Source organism: Profundibacter sp. (assembly GCF_056498605.1).
The window spans coordinates 1-21,589 of record NZ_JBSMEZ010000116.1 but is presented as its reverse complement, the minus strand read 5'-3'; the positions used below and the strand labels follow the sequence as shown (position 1 = coordinate 21,589).

General features: G+C 54.2%; 23 protein-coding genes. 8 read left to right on the top strand and 15 right to left on the bottom strand.

Features of this window, described 5'->3' with window-relative positions; genetic code table 11:
• The first annotated feature begins 23 nt into the window (after positions 1-23).
• The 3 genes from ACWB12_RS12150 (at position 24) to ACWB12_RS12140 (ending at position 2,782) form a co-directional block, all read left to right on the top strand.
• Positions 24-1,868: an ABC transporter permease gene (locus ACWB12_RS12150; RefSeq protein WP_479530351.1), complete on the top strand. Its 1,845-nt coding sequence runs from the start codon at positions 24-26 to the stop codon at positions 1,866-1,868.
• A 158-nt stretch (positions 1,869-2,026) separates the two neighbouring features.
• Positions 2,027-2,527, top strand: a complete 501-nt coding sequence (dsrE2, locus tag ACWB12_RS12145; RefSeq protein ID WP_479530350.1) for a sulfur carrier protein DsrE2 — start codon at positions 2,027-2,029, stop codon at positions 2,525-2,527.
• 30 nt (positions 2,528-2,557) lie between these two features.
• Entirely contained in the window at positions 2,558-2,782 is a 225-nt protein-coding gene (locus tag ACWB12_RS12140) for a sulfurtransferase TusA family protein (protein ID WP_479530349.1), read from the top strand.
• Between the two features lie 64 nt (positions 2,783-2,846).
• Here the strand turns inward: ACWB12_RS12140 and ACWB12_RS12135 are convergent, their stop codons facing one another.
• The 13 genes from ACWB12_RS12135 to dsrA form a co-directional block, all read right to left on the bottom strand.
• Positions 2,847-4,208, bottom strand: a complete 1,362-nt coding sequence (locus ACWB12_RS12135) for a cobyrinate a,c-diamide synthase (protein WP_479530348.1) — start codon at positions 4,206-4,208, stop codon at positions 2,847-2,849.
• A 73-nt stretch (positions 4,209-4,281) separates the two neighbouring features.
• Positions 4,282-5,493 (bottom strand): NrfD/PsrC family molybdoenzyme membrane anchor subunit, encoded by a 1,212-nt coding sequence (gene nrfD, locus ACWB12_RS12130; protein ID WP_479530347.1) that lies wholly within the window; start codon positions 5,491-5,493, stop codon positions 4,282-4,284.
• 19 nt (positions 5,494-5,512) lie between these two features.
• Complete coding sequence (gene dsrO, locus ACWB12_RS12125; protein WP_479530346.1) at positions 5,513-6,271, bottom strand: sulfate reduction electron transfer complex DsrMKJOP subunit DsrO; 759 nt, start codon at positions 6,269-6,271, stop codon at positions 5,513-5,515.
• Positions 6,268-6,705, bottom strand: a complete 438-nt coding sequence (locus tag ACWB12_RS12120; protein ID WP_479530345.1) for a hypothetical protein — start codon at positions 6,703-6,705, stop codon at positions 6,268-6,270. The genes dsrO and ACWB12_RS12120 overlap by 4 nt, the downstream gene beginning before the upstream one ends.
• Positions 6,706-6,708: 3 nt before the next feature.
• Positions 6,709-8,631: an NAD(P)-binding protein gene (locus ACWB12_RS12115; protein WP_479530344.1), complete on the bottom strand. Its 1,923-nt coding sequence runs from the start codon at positions 8,629-8,631 to the stop codon at positions 6,709-6,711.
• A 1-nt stretch (position 8,632) separates the two neighbouring features.
• Entirely contained in the window at positions 8,633-10,186 is a 1,554-nt protein-coding gene (dsrK, locus tag ACWB12_RS12110; protein WP_479530343.1) for a sulfate reduction electron transfer complex DsrMKJOP subunit DsrK, read from the bottom strand.
• Between the two features lies 1 nt (position 10,187).
• Positions 10,188-10,940, bottom strand: a complete 753-nt coding sequence (locus ACWB12_RS12105; RefSeq protein WP_479530342.1) for a respiratory nitrate reductase subunit gamma — start codon at positions 10,938-10,940, stop codon at positions 10,188-10,190.
• Positions 10,941-11,006: 66 nt separating this feature from the next.
• Positions 11,007-11,339 carry a TusE/DsrC/DsvC family sulfur relay protein gene (locus ACWB12_RS12100; RefSeq protein ID WP_479530341.1) on the bottom strand — a complete coding sequence of 111 codons (333 nt, stop codon included), beginning with the start codon at positions 11,337-11,339 and terminating at the stop codon, positions 11,007-11,009.
• A 45-nt stretch (positions 11,340-11,384) separates the two neighbouring features.
• Positions 11,385-11,693: a sulfurtransferase complex subunit TusB gene (tusB, locus tag ACWB12_RS12095; protein ID WP_479530340.1), complete on the bottom strand. Its 309-nt coding sequence runs from the start codon at positions 11,691-11,693 to the stop codon at positions 11,385-11,387.
• A gap of 9 nt (positions 11,694-11,702) precedes the next feature.
• Positions 11,703-12,113, bottom strand: coding sequence for a sulfurtransferase complex subunit TusC (tusC, locus tag ACWB12_RS12090; RefSeq protein ID WP_479530339.1), 411 nt, complete (start codon positions 12,111-12,113; stop codon positions 11,703-11,705).
• 10 nt (positions 12,114-12,123) lie between these two features.
• Positions 12,124-12,516 carry a sulfurtransferase complex subunit TusD gene (gene tusD / locus ACWB12_RS12085; RefSeq protein ID WP_479530338.1) on the bottom strand — a complete coding sequence of 131 codons (393 nt, stop codon included), beginning with the start codon at positions 12,514-12,516 and terminating at the stop codon, positions 12,124-12,126.
• Between the two features lie 12 nt (positions 12,517-12,528).
• On the bottom strand, positions 12,529-13,611 hold the full coding sequence (gene dsrB / locus ACWB12_RS12080; RefSeq protein WP_479530337.1) for a dissimilatory-type sulfite reductase subunit beta: 1,083 nt from the start codon (positions 13,609-13,611) through the stop codon (positions 12,529-12,531).
• Positions 13,612-13,683: 72 nt separating this feature from the next.
• On the bottom strand, positions 13,684-14,982 hold the full coding sequence (gene dsrA / locus ACWB12_RS12075; RefSeq protein WP_479530336.1) for a dissimilatory-type sulfite reductase subunit alpha: 1,299 nt from the start codon (positions 14,980-14,982) through the stop codon (positions 13,684-13,686).
• 259 nt (positions 14,983-15,241) lie between these two features.
• Here dsrA and ACWB12_RS12070 point away from each other — a divergent pair, with 259 nt between their 5' ends.
• From ACWB12_RS12070 to ACWB12_RS12050, 5 genes are all read left to right on the top strand, one after another.
• Positions 15,242-16,168 (top strand): TauD/TfdA family dioxygenase, encoded by a 927-nt coding sequence (locus ACWB12_RS12070; RefSeq protein ID WP_479530335.1) that lies wholly within the window; start codon positions 15,242-15,244, stop codon positions 16,166-16,168.
• Positions 16,169-16,366: a hypothetical protein gene (locus tag ACWB12_RS12065; protein WP_479530334.1), complete on the top strand. Its 198-nt coding sequence runs from the start codon at positions 16,169-16,171 to the stop codon at positions 16,364-16,366.
• On the top strand, positions 16,359-16,571 hold the full coding sequence (locus ACWB12_RS12060) for a DUF6967 family protein (RefSeq protein ID WP_479530333.1): 213 nt from the start codon (positions 16,359-16,361) through the stop codon (positions 16,569-16,571). Before ACWB12_RS12065 ends, ACWB12_RS12060 begins: the two co-directional genes overlap by 8 nt.
• A 22-nt stretch (positions 16,572-16,593) precedes the next feature.
• Positions 16,594-18,033, top strand: coding sequence for a siroheme synthase CysG (gene cysG, locus ACWB12_RS12055; RefSeq protein ID WP_479530332.1), 1,440 nt, complete (start codon positions 16,594-16,596; stop codon positions 18,031-18,033).
• Positions 18,034-18,161: 128 nt separating this feature from the next.
• Entirely contained in the window at positions 18,162-19,265 is a 1,104-nt protein-coding gene (locus ACWB12_RS12050) for a YeeE/YedE family protein (RefSeq protein ID WP_479530331.1), read from the top strand.
• A 147-nt stretch (positions 19,266-19,412) separates the two neighbouring features.
• On the opposite strand, the gene ACWB12_RS12045 is transcribed toward ACWB12_RS12050, so the two are convergent.
• Both ACWB12_RS12045 and ACWB12_RS12040 read right to left on the bottom strand, forming a co-directional pair.
• Entirely contained in the window at positions 19,413-20,513 is a 1,101-nt protein-coding gene (locus ACWB12_RS12045; RefSeq protein WP_479530330.1) for an Mrp/NBP35 family ATP-binding protein, read from the bottom strand.
• 755 nt (positions 20,514-21,268) lie between these two features.
• A partial coding sequence (locus ACWB12_RS12040) for a hypothetical protein (RefSeq protein WP_479530329.1) occupies positions 21,269-21,589 on the bottom strand: 321 nt, incomplete at its 5' end.

The window sequence follows — 21,589 nt, the reverse complement described above, 5'->3', positions numbered from 1 at the left end:
TTGGAAAAAAGGTAGAAACGGGAATGGCATCAACTTTGGAACATAGCACAGGCCGCCCACCACTATGGTCGACCCGCAATCTGGGCTATCAGGTTTACCGGCTAAAAAACCGCCCCGAACTGGTGATCGGGGTGTTGTGTTTGGCGTTCCTCAGCTTTGTGGTTCTGGTGCCTTTGTTCCAGATTATCCGCGATGCGTTCACCTTTCAAAGCTATGATTTGTCTTATCGCCCCGATGGCGAAGTCGGCGCGTTCACCCTGTTCCATCTGGACCGCGTGTTCATGCAGCCGATCTCCAAAGCGTTGTTTTTCAAACCGCTGATCAACAGCCTGTCGATGGGCGTGGCCGTGACGGCCATAGGCGTCACGGTTGGCTCTGTCCTTGCGTGGCTGATGGTGCGCACGAATATCAAGTTCAAAGGCGTGTTTGGCGCAATGCTGGTGTTTCCCTATATGATGCCGTCGTGGGTGATGGCGCTGGCGTGGTTAAGCCTGTTCAAAAATGACCGGATCGGTGGGGCGGAAGGGTTATTGACCTACCTGTTTGGCGTGCGACCTCCCGACTGGATATCATACGGGTTCTTCCCCATCGTGATCACCCTGTCGCTGCATTACTATGCCTATGCCTATCTGCTGATCTCGGGCGCTTTGGCCACCGTGGATAACGAGTTGGAAGAGGCCGGCGCAATGAGCGGGATGAGCAAATGGCAATGCATACGCCGCATCACCATCCCGCTACTATTACCTGCCCTAGGGTCCGCCGTGGTGCTGACCTTTATCCGCATCCTTGGCACATTCGGCACCCCTGCCCTGTTGGGCCTGCCGGTGCGGTTTTTCACCTTTTCAACCCAGATTTACGCGTCGATTAATGCGCGCAATCAGGGGGATGCTTACGTTCTGGCGCTGGTATTGATCATCTTGGCGATCAGTTTCATCTGGATCAACAGCCGCATCATCGGGGTGCGTAAAAGCTATGTCACCATGACCGGCAAGGGGTTTCGCAAACGCGAGGCCAATCTGGGCGTGTGGCGCTGGCCCGCGACCATCGCCGTGATCGTGTTTTTGATCATCACCGTGTTCATGCCGCTGACCCTGCTTTTGTGGGAATCACTTACCCTGATCCCCGGTGATTACAGCTTTTCCAACCTCACAACTTACTTTTGGATCGGTCAGGGCGACGTTAATCTCGCTTATGGCGAAGCAGGCGTGCTGCATAACGGCGGTATCATGGAGGCCCTTGGCAACAGCGTCAAACTGGGCTTTTCGGCGGCCCTGTTCAACGGCTTCCTTGGCCTTCTGGTCGGCTATGCGGTTGTGCGCGGACGCGGGATGAAGATATCAAAATGGCTCGAGGGTATTGCATTCGCCCCATATATTTTCCCCTCTATCGCGCTGGGTGCGATCTATATCGGCATGTTCTCGACCTCGATCGGGCCCCTGCCCGCCCTCTACGGAACCTTCGCCATTCTGGTGCTGATCACCGTGATTAAAAACCTGCCGTTCACATCACGCACCGGCATCGCCGCAATGCTGCAAATCGACAAATCACTGGAAGAAACCGCGCGAGTTCAAGGCATTGGCTGGTTCCGCCGCATGTTCCGTATCATCATCCCGCTATCAATGAGCGGGCTGGTTGCTGGAATGTTGCTAACGTTTATCACCGCAATGCGGGAACTTTCGTTGATCATTTTGCTGCTGTCGCCAGGCAATATGGTGCTGACCGGCGTGATTTTTGCCTATCAAGAACAGGACATGGCCCAGCATTCGGGTGCTGTGACCCTGATGCTGGTACTGATCATTATCACCATCAGTGTGATTGTCAGATTGTTATCAGGCCGAGCCGGTGTTCAGGGGCTGAACAACAATTAGACATCTGGGCAATACCCACCCCGCAGCCTGCGAGACCCAAGGCATTTTATCCTGGATCCCGCCAGTAGGCCCATACGCACAAGGCTGTGACTTGACATTTGGTGTAATATATATTCAATTATCGCAATACTAATAACGCATGAACGGGAGGAATGAAAATGCTAGATGACAGCACGGACAATGCAAAGAGCATGTCGATCATCGTGACCAAAGGCTCACTAGACTGGGCTTACCCCCCGTTTATTCTGGGAACTACAGCCGCCGCAATGGATATGAAGGTGACGATGTTCTTTACCTTTTACGGCCTCCCGCTGTTGAAAAAGAAACTGAATATGAAATTCACCCCATTGGGCAATCCTGCGATGGAAATGCCGATGTTTGGTGGTCACATGGCGATGCCAAACATTCTGTCGGTTCTGCCCGGTGTTGGCAGTGCTGCCGGCAAGATGATGAAAAACCTAATGAAGCAAAAGGGCGTCGCCTCGATCGAGGATCTGCGCGAGGCATCTGTTGATCTGGATATCCGCATGATCGCCTGCCAGATGACGCTTGATCTGTTTGAATACAAACCAGAAGACATGATCGACGGCATTGAATTGGGCGGGGCTGCGACCTATATGGAAGTGGCTGCGAAATCCGACATCAATCTGTTTATCTAACAACAATCAACCAACATAAAAGAGGTTACTATGGCTGAACATGAACTGAACGCAGAAGGTCTGAACTGTCCGCTGCCGATCCTGAAAGCAAAAAAAGCGCTCAAAGGTATGGATGTTGGCGACACGCTGAAAATCCGCTCGACCGATCCGGGTTCGGTTGCCGATTTCGCAGCATTTTGCACGCACACAGGCAACGAGTTGATGAGCTCATCCTCCGAGGGCGACATCTATCTGTTTGAAATTAAACGCGCTTAACCGCCGTTTAAAACTATAATCCTGATTGGCCCCGCATAACCTTGCGGGGCTTTTCTTTTGCGCTTCAGCTGGTTTTCACCCGTTGCACAAAATCCAGAAACCGTGCAACCCACGGGTTAGCCGACGTATTTCGCTGATGGCAAAACCCAGCCAGAACATTACCCGTTACGATGCCGTCATTGGCCCCGTCAATGCCATTGCCACGGATTATCTTTCGGCCAAACCTTGTGCCCGCATCCACATTGTCCAGCCGCGCGTAATGAAATTCGTGCGCGTGGGCCACACCATCACGTTGCCCCCAAATGTGGTCTGGCGTGGTGGTGTATTCCACCAACCCGCGCCCCTGCGGGCGCTCGCACATCACCGCATCCGCGCTCACCACATTACACATCTCATGGGCCTCGCCATGCCACGCCATGCTGCGGCACAGATACATCAACCCACCGCATTCCGCATAACACGGCATTCCGGCCGCCAGCACCTGTTTGATCTGCCCACGCAGCGCGGTGTTAGCCGACAGGGCGGCCATCTGGGTTTCCGGAAACCCCCCGCCCAGAAACAGCCCGTCAACATCGGGCAGTACGGTGTCCGACAGCGCGTTGAACGGGATCAGTTCAGCCCCCAGTGCCGCAAAAGCGTCCAGATCATCGGCGTAATAGAACCCGAAAGCCCGATCCCGCGCATAGCCGATGCGCAGGCCTTTGAACCGCGCCGTAACGGCCGATGGTGCGGGCACGTCCAGAACGGGCGCGGTTGCCGCTATTCTCATCAATTCGTCCAGATCAACCTGCCCGCCGACAATCCGCGATATTTCCGCGATCTTAGTATCCAGATGTTCGGTTTCCGACGGGGTGGTCAGACCCAGATGTCGCTCGCCAATATCCAGCGCCGGATTTCGCCCGACGGCACCAATGACGGGGATGTCCGTGTAGGCTTCTACTGCCGCCCGCAGCTTGCCCTCGTGGCGCGGCCCGCCCACCTTGTTCAGGATCACGCCGGCAATGTTCACCTCATCAAACGCCTGATACCCCAGCAGCAGCGGCGCAATCCCGCGGGTCATCCCGCCTGTGTCGATCACCAGAATAACAGGGGTTTGTGTGATCTTGGCCAGCGCTGAATTGGCGTCTGTGCCATCCAGTTTCACCCCGTCATATAGCCCCTTGTTGGCCTCGATCATCGCCACATCTGCATTGCGCGAACGATCCCACATCAACGCGGTAAATTCACTGACTGACATGGTGTTATAATCGAGATTGTAACAGGGCCGCCCGCTGGCCGCTGCCAGCCACATCGGGTCAATATAATCCGGTCCCTTTTTGAAGCACTGCACCACATCACCCCGCGCCGTCAGCGCGCCCGCCAACCCCGTGCTGATCACAGTTTTACCGGATGATTTATGCGCCGCCGCGATCATGAAACGTGCCATGCCCAAACCTTTTCAAAAGAAACCTACAGCCCCGACACTGGCCACGTCCGCAAACGCTATCACGTAAACCCTATCAGAAATCAGGGTCGGTAGGGTCGATATTGCTGTCAGAAAGGTTCATTGGCAATATCCGAAATGCCACCACACCCATCCCGGCAATCATCACCGCCAATGCAACACCGCCCAGCCCCAAGGCCCATTCATAGATTGAGGGGGTGTAGCTGTTGATCGCACCATCAGCAAAAGTGCTGGTCACTTCATAGGCGGGAAAAATTTCCAGCGGGAAAGCCTGACCCCCGATGATGATTCCATAAAGATGCATCAGCCCCCCCAGAATGATCAGGACAGAGGCAAACATAACCTGCCCCTTGCTGGTCTTTTCGGCGTGGCGCAACAGGATCAACGCTGGAACAACCCCGCCAATCAGCACCTGCCCGATCCAGAACAACGGGGTAAACATGGTGTCGCCAAACAGGATGAAGCGCTCGAAATCGCCATGCTCGGCGGCGTATAGATTTGTCAGGTGTCGCACTGCGGTGAAATACAGCACCGCCACAGCGAACACACCCAGCAACCGGCCCAGACGTTTCACCAGATTTGGCCCGATATAGCGCCCCGTCAACGGGAAGGTGGTGCCCAGAACCAGAATGAAAAATGCCAGTCCGAACGAAAATGACATGATGATAAACAGAGGTGCCATGATCGCGGCGTCATAACCGGGGCGCGCCACCAGCCAGCCAAAGATCGATCCCGTGCCGGTGGTCAATGCCAGCCGCCAAACAAAGGCCGCCGTGCCGACAGCGCGGACCACTCCAGGTGCAATGCCGCGGGCCATCTGCACGAACAGATAAGCGCCGACTATGGCGAAAAACCCGTTATATAATATGATGTTCCACGCGAAAATGGATGTGAAATTATAGGTGGTCATCGCCACAATCAAACGATCAGGACGACCAAGGTCCAGCACCAGCACGACCAAACCCCCAGCCAGCAAAGCAATCGACAACAAACCCGAATACCGTGCCATCGGCTTGTTCTCGATCTTGCCAAAAACGGACGCAATGGACGCCACATTCAGCGCGCCCGAGGCCGCAACGATCAGGAAAATTGCAAACACATGCGGCAGGCCCCAGACAATCTGGTTGTTCATGCCGGTAACGATATGCCCGTTGTGCTCAATGTAAAGAACCGACAGGCCAGCCGCCACGATGAACGCGCCCATAATAGCGGCAATCATCCAGATGGCGGGGGTCGGTTTGACCTCGCGATAGACAGTGCGCTCCATGTATTCAGTCTCCATTCCCTTACAGGTTCGAATAGCGAACGCCGGGGTTTAGTCTTAAATCGTCCCGCAGGCCGATCGAGTTGTAGTTTTTCAGGGCCTTGGCGATCTCACTTTCGGGATCATTCAAGTCACCAAACATCATCGCGCCATAACCCGTGGCCGAACAGGATTCCACACAGGCCGGAATGCCGCCTTTATCAACGCGGTGCACACACAGGGTGCAGCTCTCGACCGTGCCTTTGCCGCGTGGGGCGTAGGACTTTTGATCCTCGACGTCCTCGTGCACGAACGAACGTGCCTTGAACGGGCACGCCATCATGCAATAGCGACAGCCAATGCAGGTATGTTTATCAACCAAAACGATGCCATCCGCCCGCTTGAACGACGCGCCAGTTGGGCATACGTCCACACAGGGCGGCTCTTCACAGTGCTGGCACATCATCGGCAAAGATGCCTCGCGGCCGGTTTGCTTGTGGGTCAGGTCGACCTTGCGGATCCATTGGGCGTCGGTTTCCGGATTGCCATCCAGCTTCCAGCCATTCTCGTCCGAGCAGGCTTTGACGCAGGCGTTGCAATCGGTCGCGCATTTATTCACATCAATCAACAAGCCCCAACGTTTGTCGGGGTCCGCGTTGGCGCTCGCCTCACCGCCAAAGGCCATCAGGGTCACGCCGGGGGCCAAAGTTACTGATGCCACCGCCGCACCGGATTTGAAAAAGTCACGCCGGTTTATTTCAGCGGGACGAACGGCGGTTGAATTCAATGCGGGCAATTTCATTGCAACACCTCGTCAAGATAGGTTGCGATTTCATCTTCTGTCGGCGCAGGTGATTGCATCAATAGCTTTGTGAAACCTTCTTCGGGTTTCGAATTATGGCACTGGAAACAATCGATTTTCACAGCGGCGTATTCGTGGCAGCTGCTACAGAATTGTCCGTCCGCCTTGACCGAAATCGGCAAAGCATCCGGCCCCGTCACCGCGTGACACGCCACGCATTCCTTAATGGAATATTGCGTGTCACGGTTGCCCAGGCGCATGGTTTCATCCCGATCATGGCGTAACAGGCGCATGTGATTGATCCGCATATATGCGTTCCCCTCTGGGTGCGCAGCGCCTACTGCCTTGGGAATTTCAGGATACAAAGATCCCGCAGATGCCCCGCTCGCGGCCAGCCCGCACATGATCAGAAGGGATGCTATCAGCCGCTTCATATTTTACGCTCCAAGACCCATTTTTATGTAACCGGTCGGGCAAACATCTGCGCAGATGTGGCAACCGATACATTTTCCGTAGTCAGTTTCCACGTAGCGCCCGACCGTGCGGTCCGATTTCTTGACACGGCTAACAGCGTCTTGCGGGCAGTAGATCACGCAGTTATCGCACTCGAAACACATGCCACAAGACATGCAGCGCTCGCCCTCTTTCTGGGCTTGTTCTTCGGAATAAGCAATGATGCGTTCTTCAAAGTTGCCCAGCACATCGTCAGCCCCGATATGCACCTCGTCCCGCACTTCGCGTTTGACAAAATCAAAGTGGCCTTTGAACAGCTCGTTATGCTTGATTATTTGCGAATTCGAGCGGTCCTCATAGTTGTGAACCGCATATTCCGCTTGGTCTGTTCCGGCTGCTTGAATGTGGTCATAGGCCGCAGGCGCGTGGCCTCGCTGTCTCAGTTCTTCCAGCAGGTTGAAATGAGGCGCATCGATTGGTGGGCGCTTTTCAACTTCGCCATCATCCAGAAAATCGGTGATTGCATCAGCCGCAATGCGCCCGTGACCAATCGCGGTGGTCAGCAGGTGTGGCTTCAGAATATCACCGCCCGCAAAATGTTTTTCACGACCTTTCACGGCATACGTTGGCTCAACATCTATCGAACCGCGACCATTGTCGAAATCTTCCATGCCAGTGAAATCGCCGAACTGGCCGATGGCGGAAATGATGATGTCGGCTTCCAGCACAAATTCGGTGCCTTCAATCGCTTCAGGCGCATTGCCCTTCATCACGCATTCGCACATCTTCATGCCGGTCGCCAAACCGGCATCATCAACGATCAGCTCAAGCGGCATAACCCCGCCCTTGATGTCCACACCTTCGCGCAGCGCGTCTTCACGCTCGTGTTCGGCAGCGGTCATTTTTTCAATCGGGAACAGCGATGTCAGCGTCGCTTCCATGCCATCACGCACCAATGATCCAGCCACATCATGACCAAGGAAATCTGTGGCATCGTCTTGGCCAGTGTCGCTGATGTTACCCAGACGACGCGCGATGGATGCAACGTCGATTGAGGTGTCGCCACCGCCAACCACGATCACCTTTTTCGCTGTGCCCAGAACATAGCCCTGATTAAATGCGTCAAGGAAATCAACGCCGTTAATGCAGTTTTCGGCGGCTTCCCAACCGTCCAGCGGCAACCCACGTCCGTTTTGCGCCCCCAATGCCCAGAACACCGCATCAAAGGCTTTGTCCAGTTCGTCCACCGAAACATCGGTGCCAACGCGGGTATTGCAACGCACATCAACGCCCATCGCGGTGATGCGGCCAATTTCTTTGTCCAGCATGTCACGCGGGGTCCGGTAGCCGGGGATGCCGTATCGCATCATACCGCCCAGTTCGCTATGCTCTTCAAACAAGGTGACCCCGTGGCCATCTTTGCGCAGGAAAAACGCTGCCGCAAGGCCCGCGGGCCCGCCGCCGATGACCGCGATTTTGCGGCCCGTGTCGGTGCCCACTTCGGGGGCTTTTACGTCGTTTTCATTGGCCCAGTCGCCAACATATTGCTCAACCGCGTTGATGCCGACGTAATCGTCGACCTCGTTGCGGTTACAACCAGCCTCGCAGGGGGCCGGACAAACGCGGCCCATCGTGGCGGGAAACGGGTTGGCTTCGACCATGCGCTCAAAGGCGTATTCTTGCCACGCCATGCCCTCGACCACAGGTTTATCCATGCCGCGTGCAATCGCCAACCAGCCACGGATTTCATGGCCCGACGGGCATGACCCCTGACATGGTGGAGTTTTGTTGATGTACGTCGGGCACTTGTACGATGTGTCCTGCACAAAGATTTTGTCTTCCAGATCAAAATCCGCTTCGGTTTCGCCTTCTTCGTAGCGCCGGTATGAGTTGTGTTGACCGTCCATCTTATTTCTCCTCCGTTGCTGCCGTCTCCGGCGCGTCATCTTCTTCTGTTTCTTGGCTGTCCAGTATGACGGCGTTGGCGACCAGTTGGTGCACCGACATAATGTCGTCCATCTCATAGCCGTATTTCGGCATCACCTTGGAAAACTGGGTTTTGCAAATGGCGCAGATCGCTGCCATTTTGTTAACGCCGTGATCCTGCGTGACCTGTTGCAGCGCTGTCATCCGCGGTTTCGCGCCCTTGATGCGCAAATCCATCAAATCATCGGTCAGCAATCCACCACCGCCTCCACAGCAGAACGTATTTTCGCGGATGGTGTCCTGTTCCATGTCGTGGAAATGGTTACAGACCGCTTGTAGCACTTTGCGCGGCAGATCAAATTGGCCGCCTTCCTTGCGTCCCATGCTTGATCCACGCGCCACGTTACAACTGTCGTGATAGGTCATCACGAATTCGTCGTTTTTGGATTTATCTATTTTCAGGATGCCATCATCAATTGCATCACTGGTAAATTCCATGATGTGCTGCGGGATAGGGTAGTTCTGATCCAGAAAATCAAATGGCCCTGCCAGTGTGTTCAAAAAAGAATATCCAACCCGCCACGCATGGCCACATTCGCCGAATATGATCCGCTTAACGCCCAGATCCTTGGCCGCCTGACGGATGCGCCATGATACTTCGCGCATGTTTTCGTAACTGCCGATGAACATGCCAAAATTTGCCGCCTCGGAGGCGTAGGAACTGATTGTCCAGCTAACGCCCGCTGCGTGGAACACTTTGGCATAGCCCAGCAAACCGTCGATATGCGGTTCGGCGAAAAAGTCAGCCGAAGGCGTGATCAGCAGAATATCAGCGCCTTTCACATCCAGCGGCAACTTCACCGCGATGCCTGTTTCCTCTTCCAGATCTTCTTCCAGATCTTCCAGCGTGGCACGCAGGGCTTTGGGGTTCAGGCCCAGATTGTTGCCCGTCTTTTTCAGCTTGGCGATGATCTCGTTGCAGTATTTCTGCCCCATACCAACACTGTCCAAAATCTCGCGCGCAGCCATCGAAATTTCGGCGGTATCAATGCCAATTGGACAGGCCACTGCACAGCGTCGACATTGCGAGCACTGGTGATAATAAGTATACCATTCGTCCAGAATTTCTTTGGTCAGATCACGCGCGCCCACCAGCCACGGGAAATATTTGCCCGCGAATGTAAAATAGCGGCGGTAAACCGAACGCAGCAAATCTTGGCGCGCAACCGGCATGTTTTTCGGGTCACTCGTACCTAGGAAATAGTGGCACTTATCAGTGCAGGCGCCACATTTTATACAGGTATCGAGGTAAACCTTAAAGGCGCGGTTTCTCTCGGCCAACTCGCCCAGTTTGGCAATTGCCACCTCTTTCCAATCGTCCAGCAACTCGCCAGGAAAACCCAATGCCTCGTTATGAGCGGGGGCGGCGGCATATGTATTACTGTCCGCCATCGCACCGCATTCAAGTTTCGGGATTTTGAACGGATCGCCTACGGATTTGCTGGCGTCGTCTGTGTTCATGTCATGCGGTGCCATCTCAGCTATCTCCTTCTTCGGGGATGCCTTCGGGCAACGGGGACAATTGTTTTGCCCATGCGGACAAATGCCGGAATTCGCGGGCGTTATCGACCTGCGTGCGCGACGGGGCAAAGAACAGACCAGGCGCGTGCATCAATTTGGAGATCGGGAAGATGATCATCAGGATCGCCACCAGCCCCAGATGGATCAGCACACCGACGTTCATCGGCAACGCGTTAATCTGGAACCGCATCAGGCCCAGAAAGAACTGTTTGACGGCCAAGATGTCGACCGGCATGACAAATTTCATCCCCATACCGGTGATGACAATACCCAGAAACAGGATCAGCATCAGATAATCGGACGGGCTCGAAATGTAACGGATGCGCGGTACCACAATGCGACGGAGCAATAAGCCGCCAAGGCCGATCAGCATTGCGAAAGACGCGTAAACGCCGATTGGCTGGATCAGCTCAACCCACCACCAGACCGGTTGGGTGAAATAGCGCAAATGGCGTAGCAGAACCAGCAGCATGCCCGCATGGAACAGGACCGCGAATATCCATATCCATTTGTTGGATTTGAACAGGCTTTGAAAGAACGCCACCTCTTTGAACATCCGGAACCAGACACCTTTTTTGGTGCGCGGCGCGGGTGAAACCGGGATCTTCAACGGTGCTGGTGTGCGGGCGTATTTAAACACCTTCATTCCGGTGCCAACGATCATAATAACCGTGGCCACATAGAACAGCACTGCATAAAGTGTTGACAACACTTGAAGTCCTCCCAGACAACGCCCCCCGAATTTATTGCTTTTGTTTCGGGGGGTTAGATAGGTTTATACGCAGCCAGTTGGCTTTGGCAGACCTGCAATTTTACAGGCTTGCTTGGCTGGACCATATGGAAACAACTCATACATGTATTTGTTGTTGCCAACTTCTGGGCCCATGGATTTTTTGATCGATTTGATCAAAACGCGCACAGCCGGGGCAATTTGGTATTCCTCGTAGTAATCACGCAGAAAGTTGACCACAGCCCAGTGCTCGTCATCCATTTCGACTTCTTCTGCTTTGGCAATCACGGAACCCAATTCAGGTGTCCAATCGGACAGATTTGTGATGTAGCCTTCTTCGTCGGTTGCGATCTCTTGACCGTCTAGTTCATATGACATTTTAGTATCCTTGCTTTGATCGGTTTCTATCTTTTCGGTTGTTTCTTACAGCCAGTTTTGCGTGCGGTCCGTTGTGGCCGCCAATTCCACAAATCCTACGTAGTCGACGGCTTTCACACCGTCCATCAGACGTCCCTCGTCTATGCCACGTGCTTTCAAATCCGGTGCCAGAACCGCCAGCGTGACATTTCCTGACATGGCGGCCATTGCATCGGCCAATTCTGTATTTGAGGCCGCGCCATAAACGCCGTCCTCAATCAGCAGAATGGTATCGCCCGCTTTGGCGTGCCCCAGACAGCTTAGCAATGTCTGCGTTGCAAAGGGTGATTTGTTAACTGTGTGTAAAGTTGCCATATCAGCCTCCTAAAAACTCAAAATTACATCTTGGTCGGCCATCACGTCGGCCATTTCAGACCGGCTGACAATGCGGATCGACGGCTTTTCGACGTAATCCTCATCTTCGTCTTCCCAAGTGATGTCCTGCAAATCGTCTGCGGTTAGGCCACGCTCATCCAGCGATTCCTTCTCGACGAACAGCTTGGTCACCTCGTAATCGCCCAGCGCACGGAAAGTCGGCGAGAAGTTCTTGACACCGATTTCTTTCGTGTCCTGGGATTTCACCAGTTGAAATACACCATCGTCAAGGAACGCAAGGCTCACATCCTGGTCAAAAGCCGCGCCAATCAGCACAACTTCTAGCGATTCCAGCGCGTAAATCGTGCCATAAGGCGCTTTACGATTTACATAGAGGAATTTTTTAACACCATCTTCCATGTCTTTCCCCCTAGTCCCCGAATGTCAGCAGTCGATCAGCGTCGATGCCCATTTCAATGAGTTGTCCAAGACCGGAAATCCGGAACCCCTCGGCAATATTATCGGCATCTTTGCCTTGGCGGTCTGCCTCGTTTTTGTCCAGCAGACCACGGCGTTGGGCAGCCGCGATACAAATCACCAGATCGGTGCCATGCTCGGCGGCCAATGCTGTCCACTGTTCCTGAATGTTGCGCTCATCTTGCGGCGGGATCGATAGGCGCGTGCCCACATTAACCCCGTCGTGATAGAAAAACACCCGTGGAACCTCGTGGCCGGCAGCAATCGCTGCGGTCACGAAATGATAGGCCGTATCAGACGCTTGGTGCGTATAAGGGCCTTCGCTGACTACTACTCCGAATTTCACGTTATTCGCCTCTTAGAAGTGGATATGTGCGGATTGGTTCATGGACTTGCGTGCGCCAGTCCATGTATCCAGGTGGTGTTTGGTGAACGCGAGGTCAGTCATGTCAAAGAACCGGCTCCAACCGATACGTTCGATCCATTCGCCCATCCGCTCCCAATGTTTCGCATCTTCCTTGTAAGCCTGGACGATGCGCTTCACGACAGCGTTCACTTCTGGCCAATGCGGTGCGTTGTTGGGCAAGTTGGCAACCGCCAACTTGTGGAATGTTGGTTTGGAGCGCGCGTTGGAGTGCTTGCCACCAACCCAGATCGCGATCTTGGTGCTGTCTGCACCGTTGATTTGCATCGGTGGGCACGGTGGATAACAGGCACCACAGCAAACGCATTTCTTCTCGTCAACTTCCAGAGTTGCCTTGCCGTCCACCATCGCAGGGCGGATCGCGGCCACAGGGCAACGAGCCACAACGGCAGGGCGCTCACAGACGTTGGCAACCAGATCGTGGTTGATTTTCGGTGGTTTGGTATATTGCACGTTGATTGCAATATCGCCTTGGCCACCACAGTTGATCTGACAGCAAGATGTGGTGATCCGTACGCGGTTTGGCATGTGCTCGTTGATGAATTCATCATGCAACATGTCCATCAAGCCCTTCACAACACCCGAGGCATCCGTGCCCGGAATATCGCAATGCAGCCAGCCTTGCGTGTGCGAAATCATCGAAACGGACGCACCGGTACCGCCCACAGGAAAACCACCTTCGCCCAAACGGTCGATCAGCGGCTGAACTTTGGCCTCGTCGGCCACCATATATTCAATGTTGGAACGGGTGGTAAAACGGATATGGCCATCGGCAAATTCGTCACCGATGTCGCACAGGGTGCGTATGGTGAAAACGTCCATCTGGCGCTGGGTGCCGGCGCGAACAGTATAGATAACATCGCCGGATTTGGCGACGTGACGCAGAACACCGGGGCGCGGGCGATCATGGTAATCCCATTTACCGTGATTCTTTTCCATAACCGGATGCATATACTGAAAGTGATCCGGCACACCAACTTCATCGGCGGTTCTTGGAGTGACTTTTTCGTCGTTCATTTTCTTCTCCCTGTCTCTGCACCCCCCTCAGGGCCGCAGAGTTGTCTATTTCAGTTAACCCAGACCGGATGATTACCCGTCGACCGTCATACCTGCGTCCAGCGCTTTACGCTCGAACCACTTGGCGGCCTCTTCATCGAAATCATCGGTACGAACATAGCTGGATGTACGCGGGTGGTTGACCATATTCGGGTCAGCCTCGACACCAACAGCCTCGAGGAAGGACGGAAGACCAATCCGGTCGATGGTTTCCCCGACCCGTTCGTGCTCCAGTGCGTTGTCGGCAAAGAATTCGATGCACTCTTCGGCAAACTCCTCCAGCGCCTCATAGTCCTCGTCGGTTTCCAGCTTGATGAACGGTTTAACCATAATGCCCATCATGTCGCCCACTTTCAGCGACCGCTTGCCGCCGATCATCACCGATACACCTTTGTCATCACCCGGGCTCAGCGCCTTGGTCATAACGTTGATACAGTGCATGCAGCGCACACAAGATTTGTTGTCGATGTCCATTGTATCATCGTCATTCAGCGAAATCGCGCGGGTCGGACACATCGAAACAACGGTGTCGATGGTGTATTTGCGGCCCTTCTCGGCGATGTGCTCTTTCACCTTCTCTTGGTTGATCTTGATGTCGTCGCGCCATGTGCCAATCACCGCGAAATCAGCACGGTGGATCGCGTTCACACAGTCATTACCACAGCCCGAAAACTTGAATTTGAACTTATAAGGCAGCGACGGACGGTGCATTTCATCCAGGAAACGGTTGATGATGCCGCGGTGCGCTTTGGCTTCATCAAAACAGGATTGCTCGCAACGGGCAGCGCCCACACAGCTCATGGCGGTGCGCAATGCAGGGCCAGCGCCCCCCAGATCAAAACCCAGCTCGTTAATCGCGTCAAACGCTGCTTGGGTGTTATCTGAAGTACAACCCTGCAACATGATGTCACCGGATTGACCGTGTAGCGCGATCAGGCCCGAGCCATGCTCTTCCCATACGTCACACAATTTGCGCAGGATTTCGGTGGTATAGTGAAAGCCGGGAGGCGGCATAACACGCAGGGTGTGAAATTCTTTTGATTCAGGGAATTTGTCAGCCACTTCGGAATAACGCGGGATAATACCGCCGCCATACCCGTAAACAGAAACAACGCCACCCTTCCAATACCCTTTACGGTTTTCATAAGAGTGGTTCAACTGGCCCATAAGGTCATTCATCATCGGGGCGTATTTTTCGCCCTTGGCATCACGCAGCCGCTTTAGGCCGGTTACAAAACTCGGCCAAGGCCCGTCCTCCAACTGGTCCAACATCGGTGTTGGGTGGATTTCAGCTTCTTTGGCTTTGCCGTCTTTATGATCGCCATCTTTCATAACAAACTCCCTTTTCGCGCGTTTCATCGGGTTTTGTCCCCCGAATTCATTTAAGCCCCAGATTTAGATGTCTTGCCTGATTAGCATTTCTGCAGAATTCAGTAGACCGAAATCGTGAGCCTTCGTTTAGATTGATTTTACATTACACTTTTTGAATGTAAAGATAAAGCTGTCGCAGATTGCACATTGCATCTAAATATTCCGATAATTAGATACGAAACGAAACAATCTAACCCAATCAACCACGGAGGCGTAATAGTTGGAGAACCGCAACACACAATTCCCCGACAGATTTAATCTGGCTTCAGCCACGGACGCCGACTATCAAGCATGGCGTATGATCAAGCTGGAACAAGCGACTGATTTACTTGCAAATTCCGAACCCGTGCAGATTGGTGACCTTTCGGCGATAACACCAGCCGAACATGATGAATTGTTTCGAAGATGCGAAATATCAAATGCCGTTTTTTACCGTGATACCAAAAAAACTAACCATCCCGATGCGGTTAGTAATTTATTGCGGCAATTCGCCCAAAACATGGGTTTGCGCATTGCCGAGAAGCACAGATCAGCCGGAAAAGACGGAATCGTTTCGCTGCAGGTCTCTGATTCTGTCGGCCAAAAAGGCTATATCCCCTACTCAAAGAAACCGATGAACTGGCACACCGACGGATACTATAATGCGCCCGATGACAAGATCCGCGCCATGGTGCTGCATTGCGTGCGCGCCGCCGATACTGGCGGGGTCAATCAGGTTTTTGACCCCGAAATTGCCTATATCCGGCTGCGCGACGAAAACCCCGATTTCATCACTGCCTTGATGCATCCGTCCGCCATGACCATCCCCGAGAACGTTGAAACAAACGGCAAGGTGCGCCCCGCCAGCATCGGCCCTGTGTTTGAAGTGAACCCGCAAAACGACCATCTGGAAATGCGCTATACCGCGCGCACCCGTTCGATTGAGTGGCGCGATGATACGGCCACGCATGCAGCGATAGCGTTCCTGCAATCGGTGCTGAATTCGGATGATCCCTATATACAGACGATCAAAATGCAGGATGGCGGTGGCCTTCTGTGCAATAATTCGCTTCACAACCGCACCGGTTTTGACGCAAACAGCGAAAATGCCAGCACACGCCTTATGATGCGTGTAAGGTTCCATAATCGCGTTACAGGGAGAACATAAATGGCCAGACTTAGTGATCTTATCATCGGGCACCCCGAAATCGACACCTTCATTGCGCTTGAACTATTGGTCGCCCACGCGGGCGAGTCTGGCGAGATGTTTCTCGAGTTCGACGTCAAACCTGATTACAAGGACACCCCGAAAAAATGGGAATGGCGGTTGGAATCCGTTTTTGCCGCGGGGTTGAAATATGTCTGACGAAGTCATCACCGATGTTGCCGAATTCAACTTTCCGTTCAAAAAGCATGTGACGTTGAAAAACGTGGCCTACGATAATGGCTCGAACTGGCTGCGCGTCACCATCCGCGAACAACGCCGCTTTACCATCTTTGATCTGGACCCCGTCAATGCCGCCGATTTCGGTGCCACCCTGTCGGAATGGGCAAAAACCAACCAGGGCTAAGCGCCTATTGAAAGTGAACCACATGGATTTCCTCCCGATTTTCCTCGATATTCGCGGCAAGAAACTGGTCGTTGATGGCGGCACTACGGTGGCCGCACGTCGCGTTGAACGCGCCTTGCTTGCTGGCGCGAATGTCCACGTGTTTGATGCCAATCTTAGCGATGAATTTGCCACCCTTATCGGGCACGAGAACCTGACGCATCATACACGGGCGATCACCGAGGCTGACATTGCCGGTGCCATCGTCGCTTATGGTGCCTCCGAAGACGATGCCCGTGACGCTATCCTGCACAAGGGCGCAAAAGCGGCCAATGTTCTGGCCAATGTCGCCGATGTTGGTGAATACTGCGACTTCATCACCCCCTCTGTGGTGGATCGCTCGCCCTTGGTCATCGCCATTTCTTCCGGCGGCACCGCCCCCGTGATCGCCCGCATCCTTCGCGCCCGAATCGAGAGCCTGCTGCCCCCTGCCTATGGGCGCATGGCCGAATTTCTGGGCCAGTTCCGCGACCGTGTGCTGGCGGGAATCAAAAGCACGACCCAGCGCCGCCGCTTTTGGGAAACCATGATTGATGGCCCCGCCGGTGATCACTTTCTATCCGGCGATCTGGAAAGTGCGCAAACCCATCTGCTGGATTCGCTTGCCTGTGCCACCGGCAAAGGTGCGCCTTGCGAGCAAGGCGAAGTTTTCCTTGTTGGGGCTGGCCCAGGCGATCCGGACCTTTTGACCTTCCGCGCCTTGCGCCTGATGCAACGCGCCGATGTCGTTCTGTATGACCGTCTGGTTGCTGACGACATTCTGGAACTGGTGCGTCGTGATGCCGAACGTATTTACGTGGGCAAACGCCCCGATCACCACACCATGTTCCAAGAAGACATCAGCGCCTTGATGGTCAAACTCGCCAAAGACGGCAAACGCGTGCTGCGCCTCAAAGGGGGGGACCCGTTCATTTTCGGGCGTGGCGGCGAAGAAATCGAAATGCTGGCCGAAAACAACATCCCGTTTCAGGTGGTGCCCGGCATCACCGCCGCCGCTGGTTGCTCGACCTACGCCGGTATTCCGCTGACCCACCGCGACCACGCCCAATCCTGCATTTTCGTCACCGCACACGGGCGCGACGGGGTGCTTGATCTGGATTGGGACGTCTTGACGCGCAAGAACCAGACCGTCGCGGTTTACATGGGCCTGTCCAGCCTGAAAATCCTGTCTGAGGGTTTTGCCAGCCACGGCGTTGATCCAGACACACCGGCCGCGATTATCGACAACGGCACACGACCAAACCAGCGCATCATCACCGGCACCATTGCCGATCTTTACCAAAAGGCCACTGATGCAGAATTCACCGGCCCCTCGATCATCATCATCGGTGGCGTTGTCACCCTGCGCGATAAACTCAGCTGGTTTGCAGACGATCAGGACGGCAAATTCACCATGAGCCTGACCCCAAAGGGCTCGCTCTAATCCTTCTTCTTGCAGCAAATACTTGCGCCGCAGGCATAGAATCTCTTTTGCCGACACAACAACACATGGTAATACCTGTATATGTAATAAACCGCGTATAATAATAACAAACGGAACAGGGACATAACATGTTGGAAACACTACGGGAAATGGTGATCGATTCACCTGGATTCTACATTACATGGGGCGGATTGCTGATTGCCACGGTGCTTGGATACATCGTTTATGTGACCAATTTCTGCACCATGGGCTCGATTTCGGACATGCTGTCCTTTGGCGATAAACGCCGTTTTCGCTCGTGGCTGCTGGCCACCGCAACCGCCATGCTGGGGCTGGCGTGGCTGCAAAACATTGGCGTCGCCGATTACCGCTCCTCTATGTATATGGAGCCCAACCTGACGTGGCTGGCCAATGTTGTAGGTGGCCTCACCTTTGGCTTTGGCATGGTGCTGGCGGGCGGCTGCATCACCCGCAATCTGGTGCGGGCAGGTGCTGGCGATCTGCGCTCGGGCTTCGTGCTACTGGTGGCGGGGCTGTTTGCCTATATGACCATCGGCGGGCTGCTCGGCCCCTTGCGTGTGGCGATTTTCGGCAATGCCACGATTGATCTGGCCAGCATGGGCATGGAAAAACAAGGCTTTGGTGATATCATCGCCCGCCTCACCGGCATGGACCTTACTCAGTCCACATGGATCGCGCTGGCCATCCTCGCGGGTGGATTGCTGGTCTATTGCTTCAAAGACGCGGGTTTTCGCAAATCTCCTGTGCATATCATTGCCGGTGTCGGCATCGGGCTGTGCGTCACAGCGGGCTGGATGCTGACCGGACTGGCACAGGATGATTTCGCCGATGTGCCTGTGGCACTGGCCTCGATGTCATTCGTGCGTCCGGCAGGCGATACGGTGAATTACCTGATGCGTGCCACGGCCTATGAAACGCCAGGCTTTAACGTGATGACCTTCGCTGGCGTTCTACTGGGCGGCTTTATCGGTGCCCTTAGCAAAGGCAAACTGGCGCTGTCCACGTTTGCCGACAAAAGCGACACAGTGCGCAACACCTTTGGCGCGGCCCTGATGGGCATCGGCGGCGTTGTGGCCCTAGGTTGCACGATTGGCCAAGGCGTCACAGGGTTTTCGACATTGGCGGTTGGATCAGGCATCACCTTGATCTTCATCATTCTGGGTGGCGTGATCGGAATCAAATACATGGAATGGGTTGCCATGCGCGACTAACCCCACCACCACCAAACAAAAAACGCCCCGTGACCAACCAGTCGCGGGGCGTCTCCATTTCTTCTTGCTCTAAATACCTCCGCCGGAGGCCACTCGCGCGAGCCCCATTAGGGGCGAGCGCGGGTCGACGCCGTCAGGCGGCGACACCTACTCCTCGTCACTTCCCGCCTCACCCATCAAGGCTGCAACCTTCATGGCAATGGTCTTGTATATCTTGGCATGAACCCCTTCAGGATCAGCAATCACCACTGGCGTGCCCTTATCCGAAAACTTGCGAATATCCATGTGCAGCGGCACCGCCCCAAGGAACATAACCCCCAGCTTGGCCGCCTCGGCTTGTGCCCCACCATGACCAAAGATGTCCGACGTCTCGCCACAGTGCGGGCAAATAAATGTGCTCATATTCTCGATAATGCCCAAAATAGGCACATCGACATTCTTGAACATCTTCAACCCCTTGCGCGCATCAATCAACGCCAGATCCTGAGGCGTCGACACAATCACCGATCCCGCCAGCGGAACCTGCTGGGCCAGCGTCAATTGCGCGTCCCCCGTGCCCGGCGGCATGTCCAGACCCAGCACATCCAGCTCGCCCCATTCCCCTTCACGCACCAGCTGCATCACGGCAGAAACCACCATCGGACCGCGCCAGATCACTGGCGAGTCCTCGTCCATCAAGAACCCCATCGACATCACCTTGATACCGTATTGATCAATCGGCACAATGCGTTCGTTGATGATCTCGGGCCGCTCTGTAATCCCCATCAGCCGCGGTATGGACGGCCCGTAAATATCCGCATCCAGCAGGCCAACCTTCAGCCCCAATGCCCGCAACCCCAGCGCAAGGTTGACAGAGGTGGTCGATTTACCAACCCCGCCCTTGCCCGACGCCACTGCTAATACCGCTTTCACCCCGGGGATGGCCCCGGCTGCTGGCCGCATGTCAGGCCCCACAGGGCGGTCCGGTTTACTGCTTAACTTTGGCGCTTCTTTATCGCGCGGGGCTTTGGCGCGCTCGGCAGTTAAAACCACCAGCACAATATCCACCCCATCAATCGCCGAAACCACCTGCTCGGCGCGTTTCTGTAAATCACCGGCCCCCTCGTTCGCCCCTGCCGGCAAAGAGATCGAGAAGATGACTTTACCGCCCTCTATCACAATATCCGAGACCATGCCCGACGATACAATATCCTCGCCCTTTGGCCCGAACGTAATGCTTTTCAGCTGTTCTAATATTTGATCTTTCAATTCTATTCCCCCCTCTGGCAAACAGCCGTATACGGCTTTTCTGTTCGCTGGTCCTAATCCGGTTAAGATATTCGCGTATTTGAATGTAACAGATAGTTTAGCGCACTTCCAGCACTCAAAATGCTATTTTATGGCAGGATTTATCAACATCCCGTCCCCTGCATATGCTGGGCAGACCGCCAGCACTTCGAATCTTGATGTGAATACAGCACTTAGCAAACAATATTCTGACCATAAGGACGCATAAGAACGCCTACATGCGGCTTTTCTTTGAAATGGCCCTGCTTTTCTGGACTGTCCGTCGTCAGAGTTTTTGGGTCCAGAGGCAGCGTGATTTAAGCGAGTATCTGGCTCATCTGGTTGGTTTCATTATGCGGCTAACTTGCGGTGTTGCAAGCGCCGGGTTTCGAGTGTTTTGCGTTTGATCCTTTCTCTTTTGTTTAGAATGGCTTGTGCATGTCCGAAGTAGACATCAGACGGCGTGACGTTGTTCAGGCTCTCATGTCAATTAGCGTTTAAAACTGACCCGGGTTTTGCATTTAAAACTGACCCCCGTTTGAGGGCAAAGCCGACAGGCGAGATGCCCTTGCTCACACGGTTTGCCCGAGAACGCATATTCCTTCCTTCGCCGCCCAGCCTCCTTGACGGTCTTAGGCAGCAAAGCCCACCGCCAATCTCCAGCCTCGACGGCTGCGAGTTGACGCGCATCTTGATGCGCCCGCGTTTCATCCTCACGACGTTTGCGATGTTGTTTTTCAGTCGCCATCTTCGATCAAGACAGGATCGGCACAAATCCCATCATCCTTTGTATTCATGTCGCGAACAGGGATTGCCCACCACTGCCCATCGTCGGTTATCGGGACATGTGCGATGCCAGTTCTAAGAGTCACGTCGAACGCCTTAAGATACGCGGATCGCATACGTTCAACATACGCCCTACGGCCCATATCGCTTGATGATTGAGATTTGCGGTGCACTGGAGGACTACTTTCGAGCACAGCTAACGAATACTGGGGGTGAGCTAGGGCCTGTTGACGTTTAGGGATTCCCATTCTGTTTAAGTTCTGATTCAATGT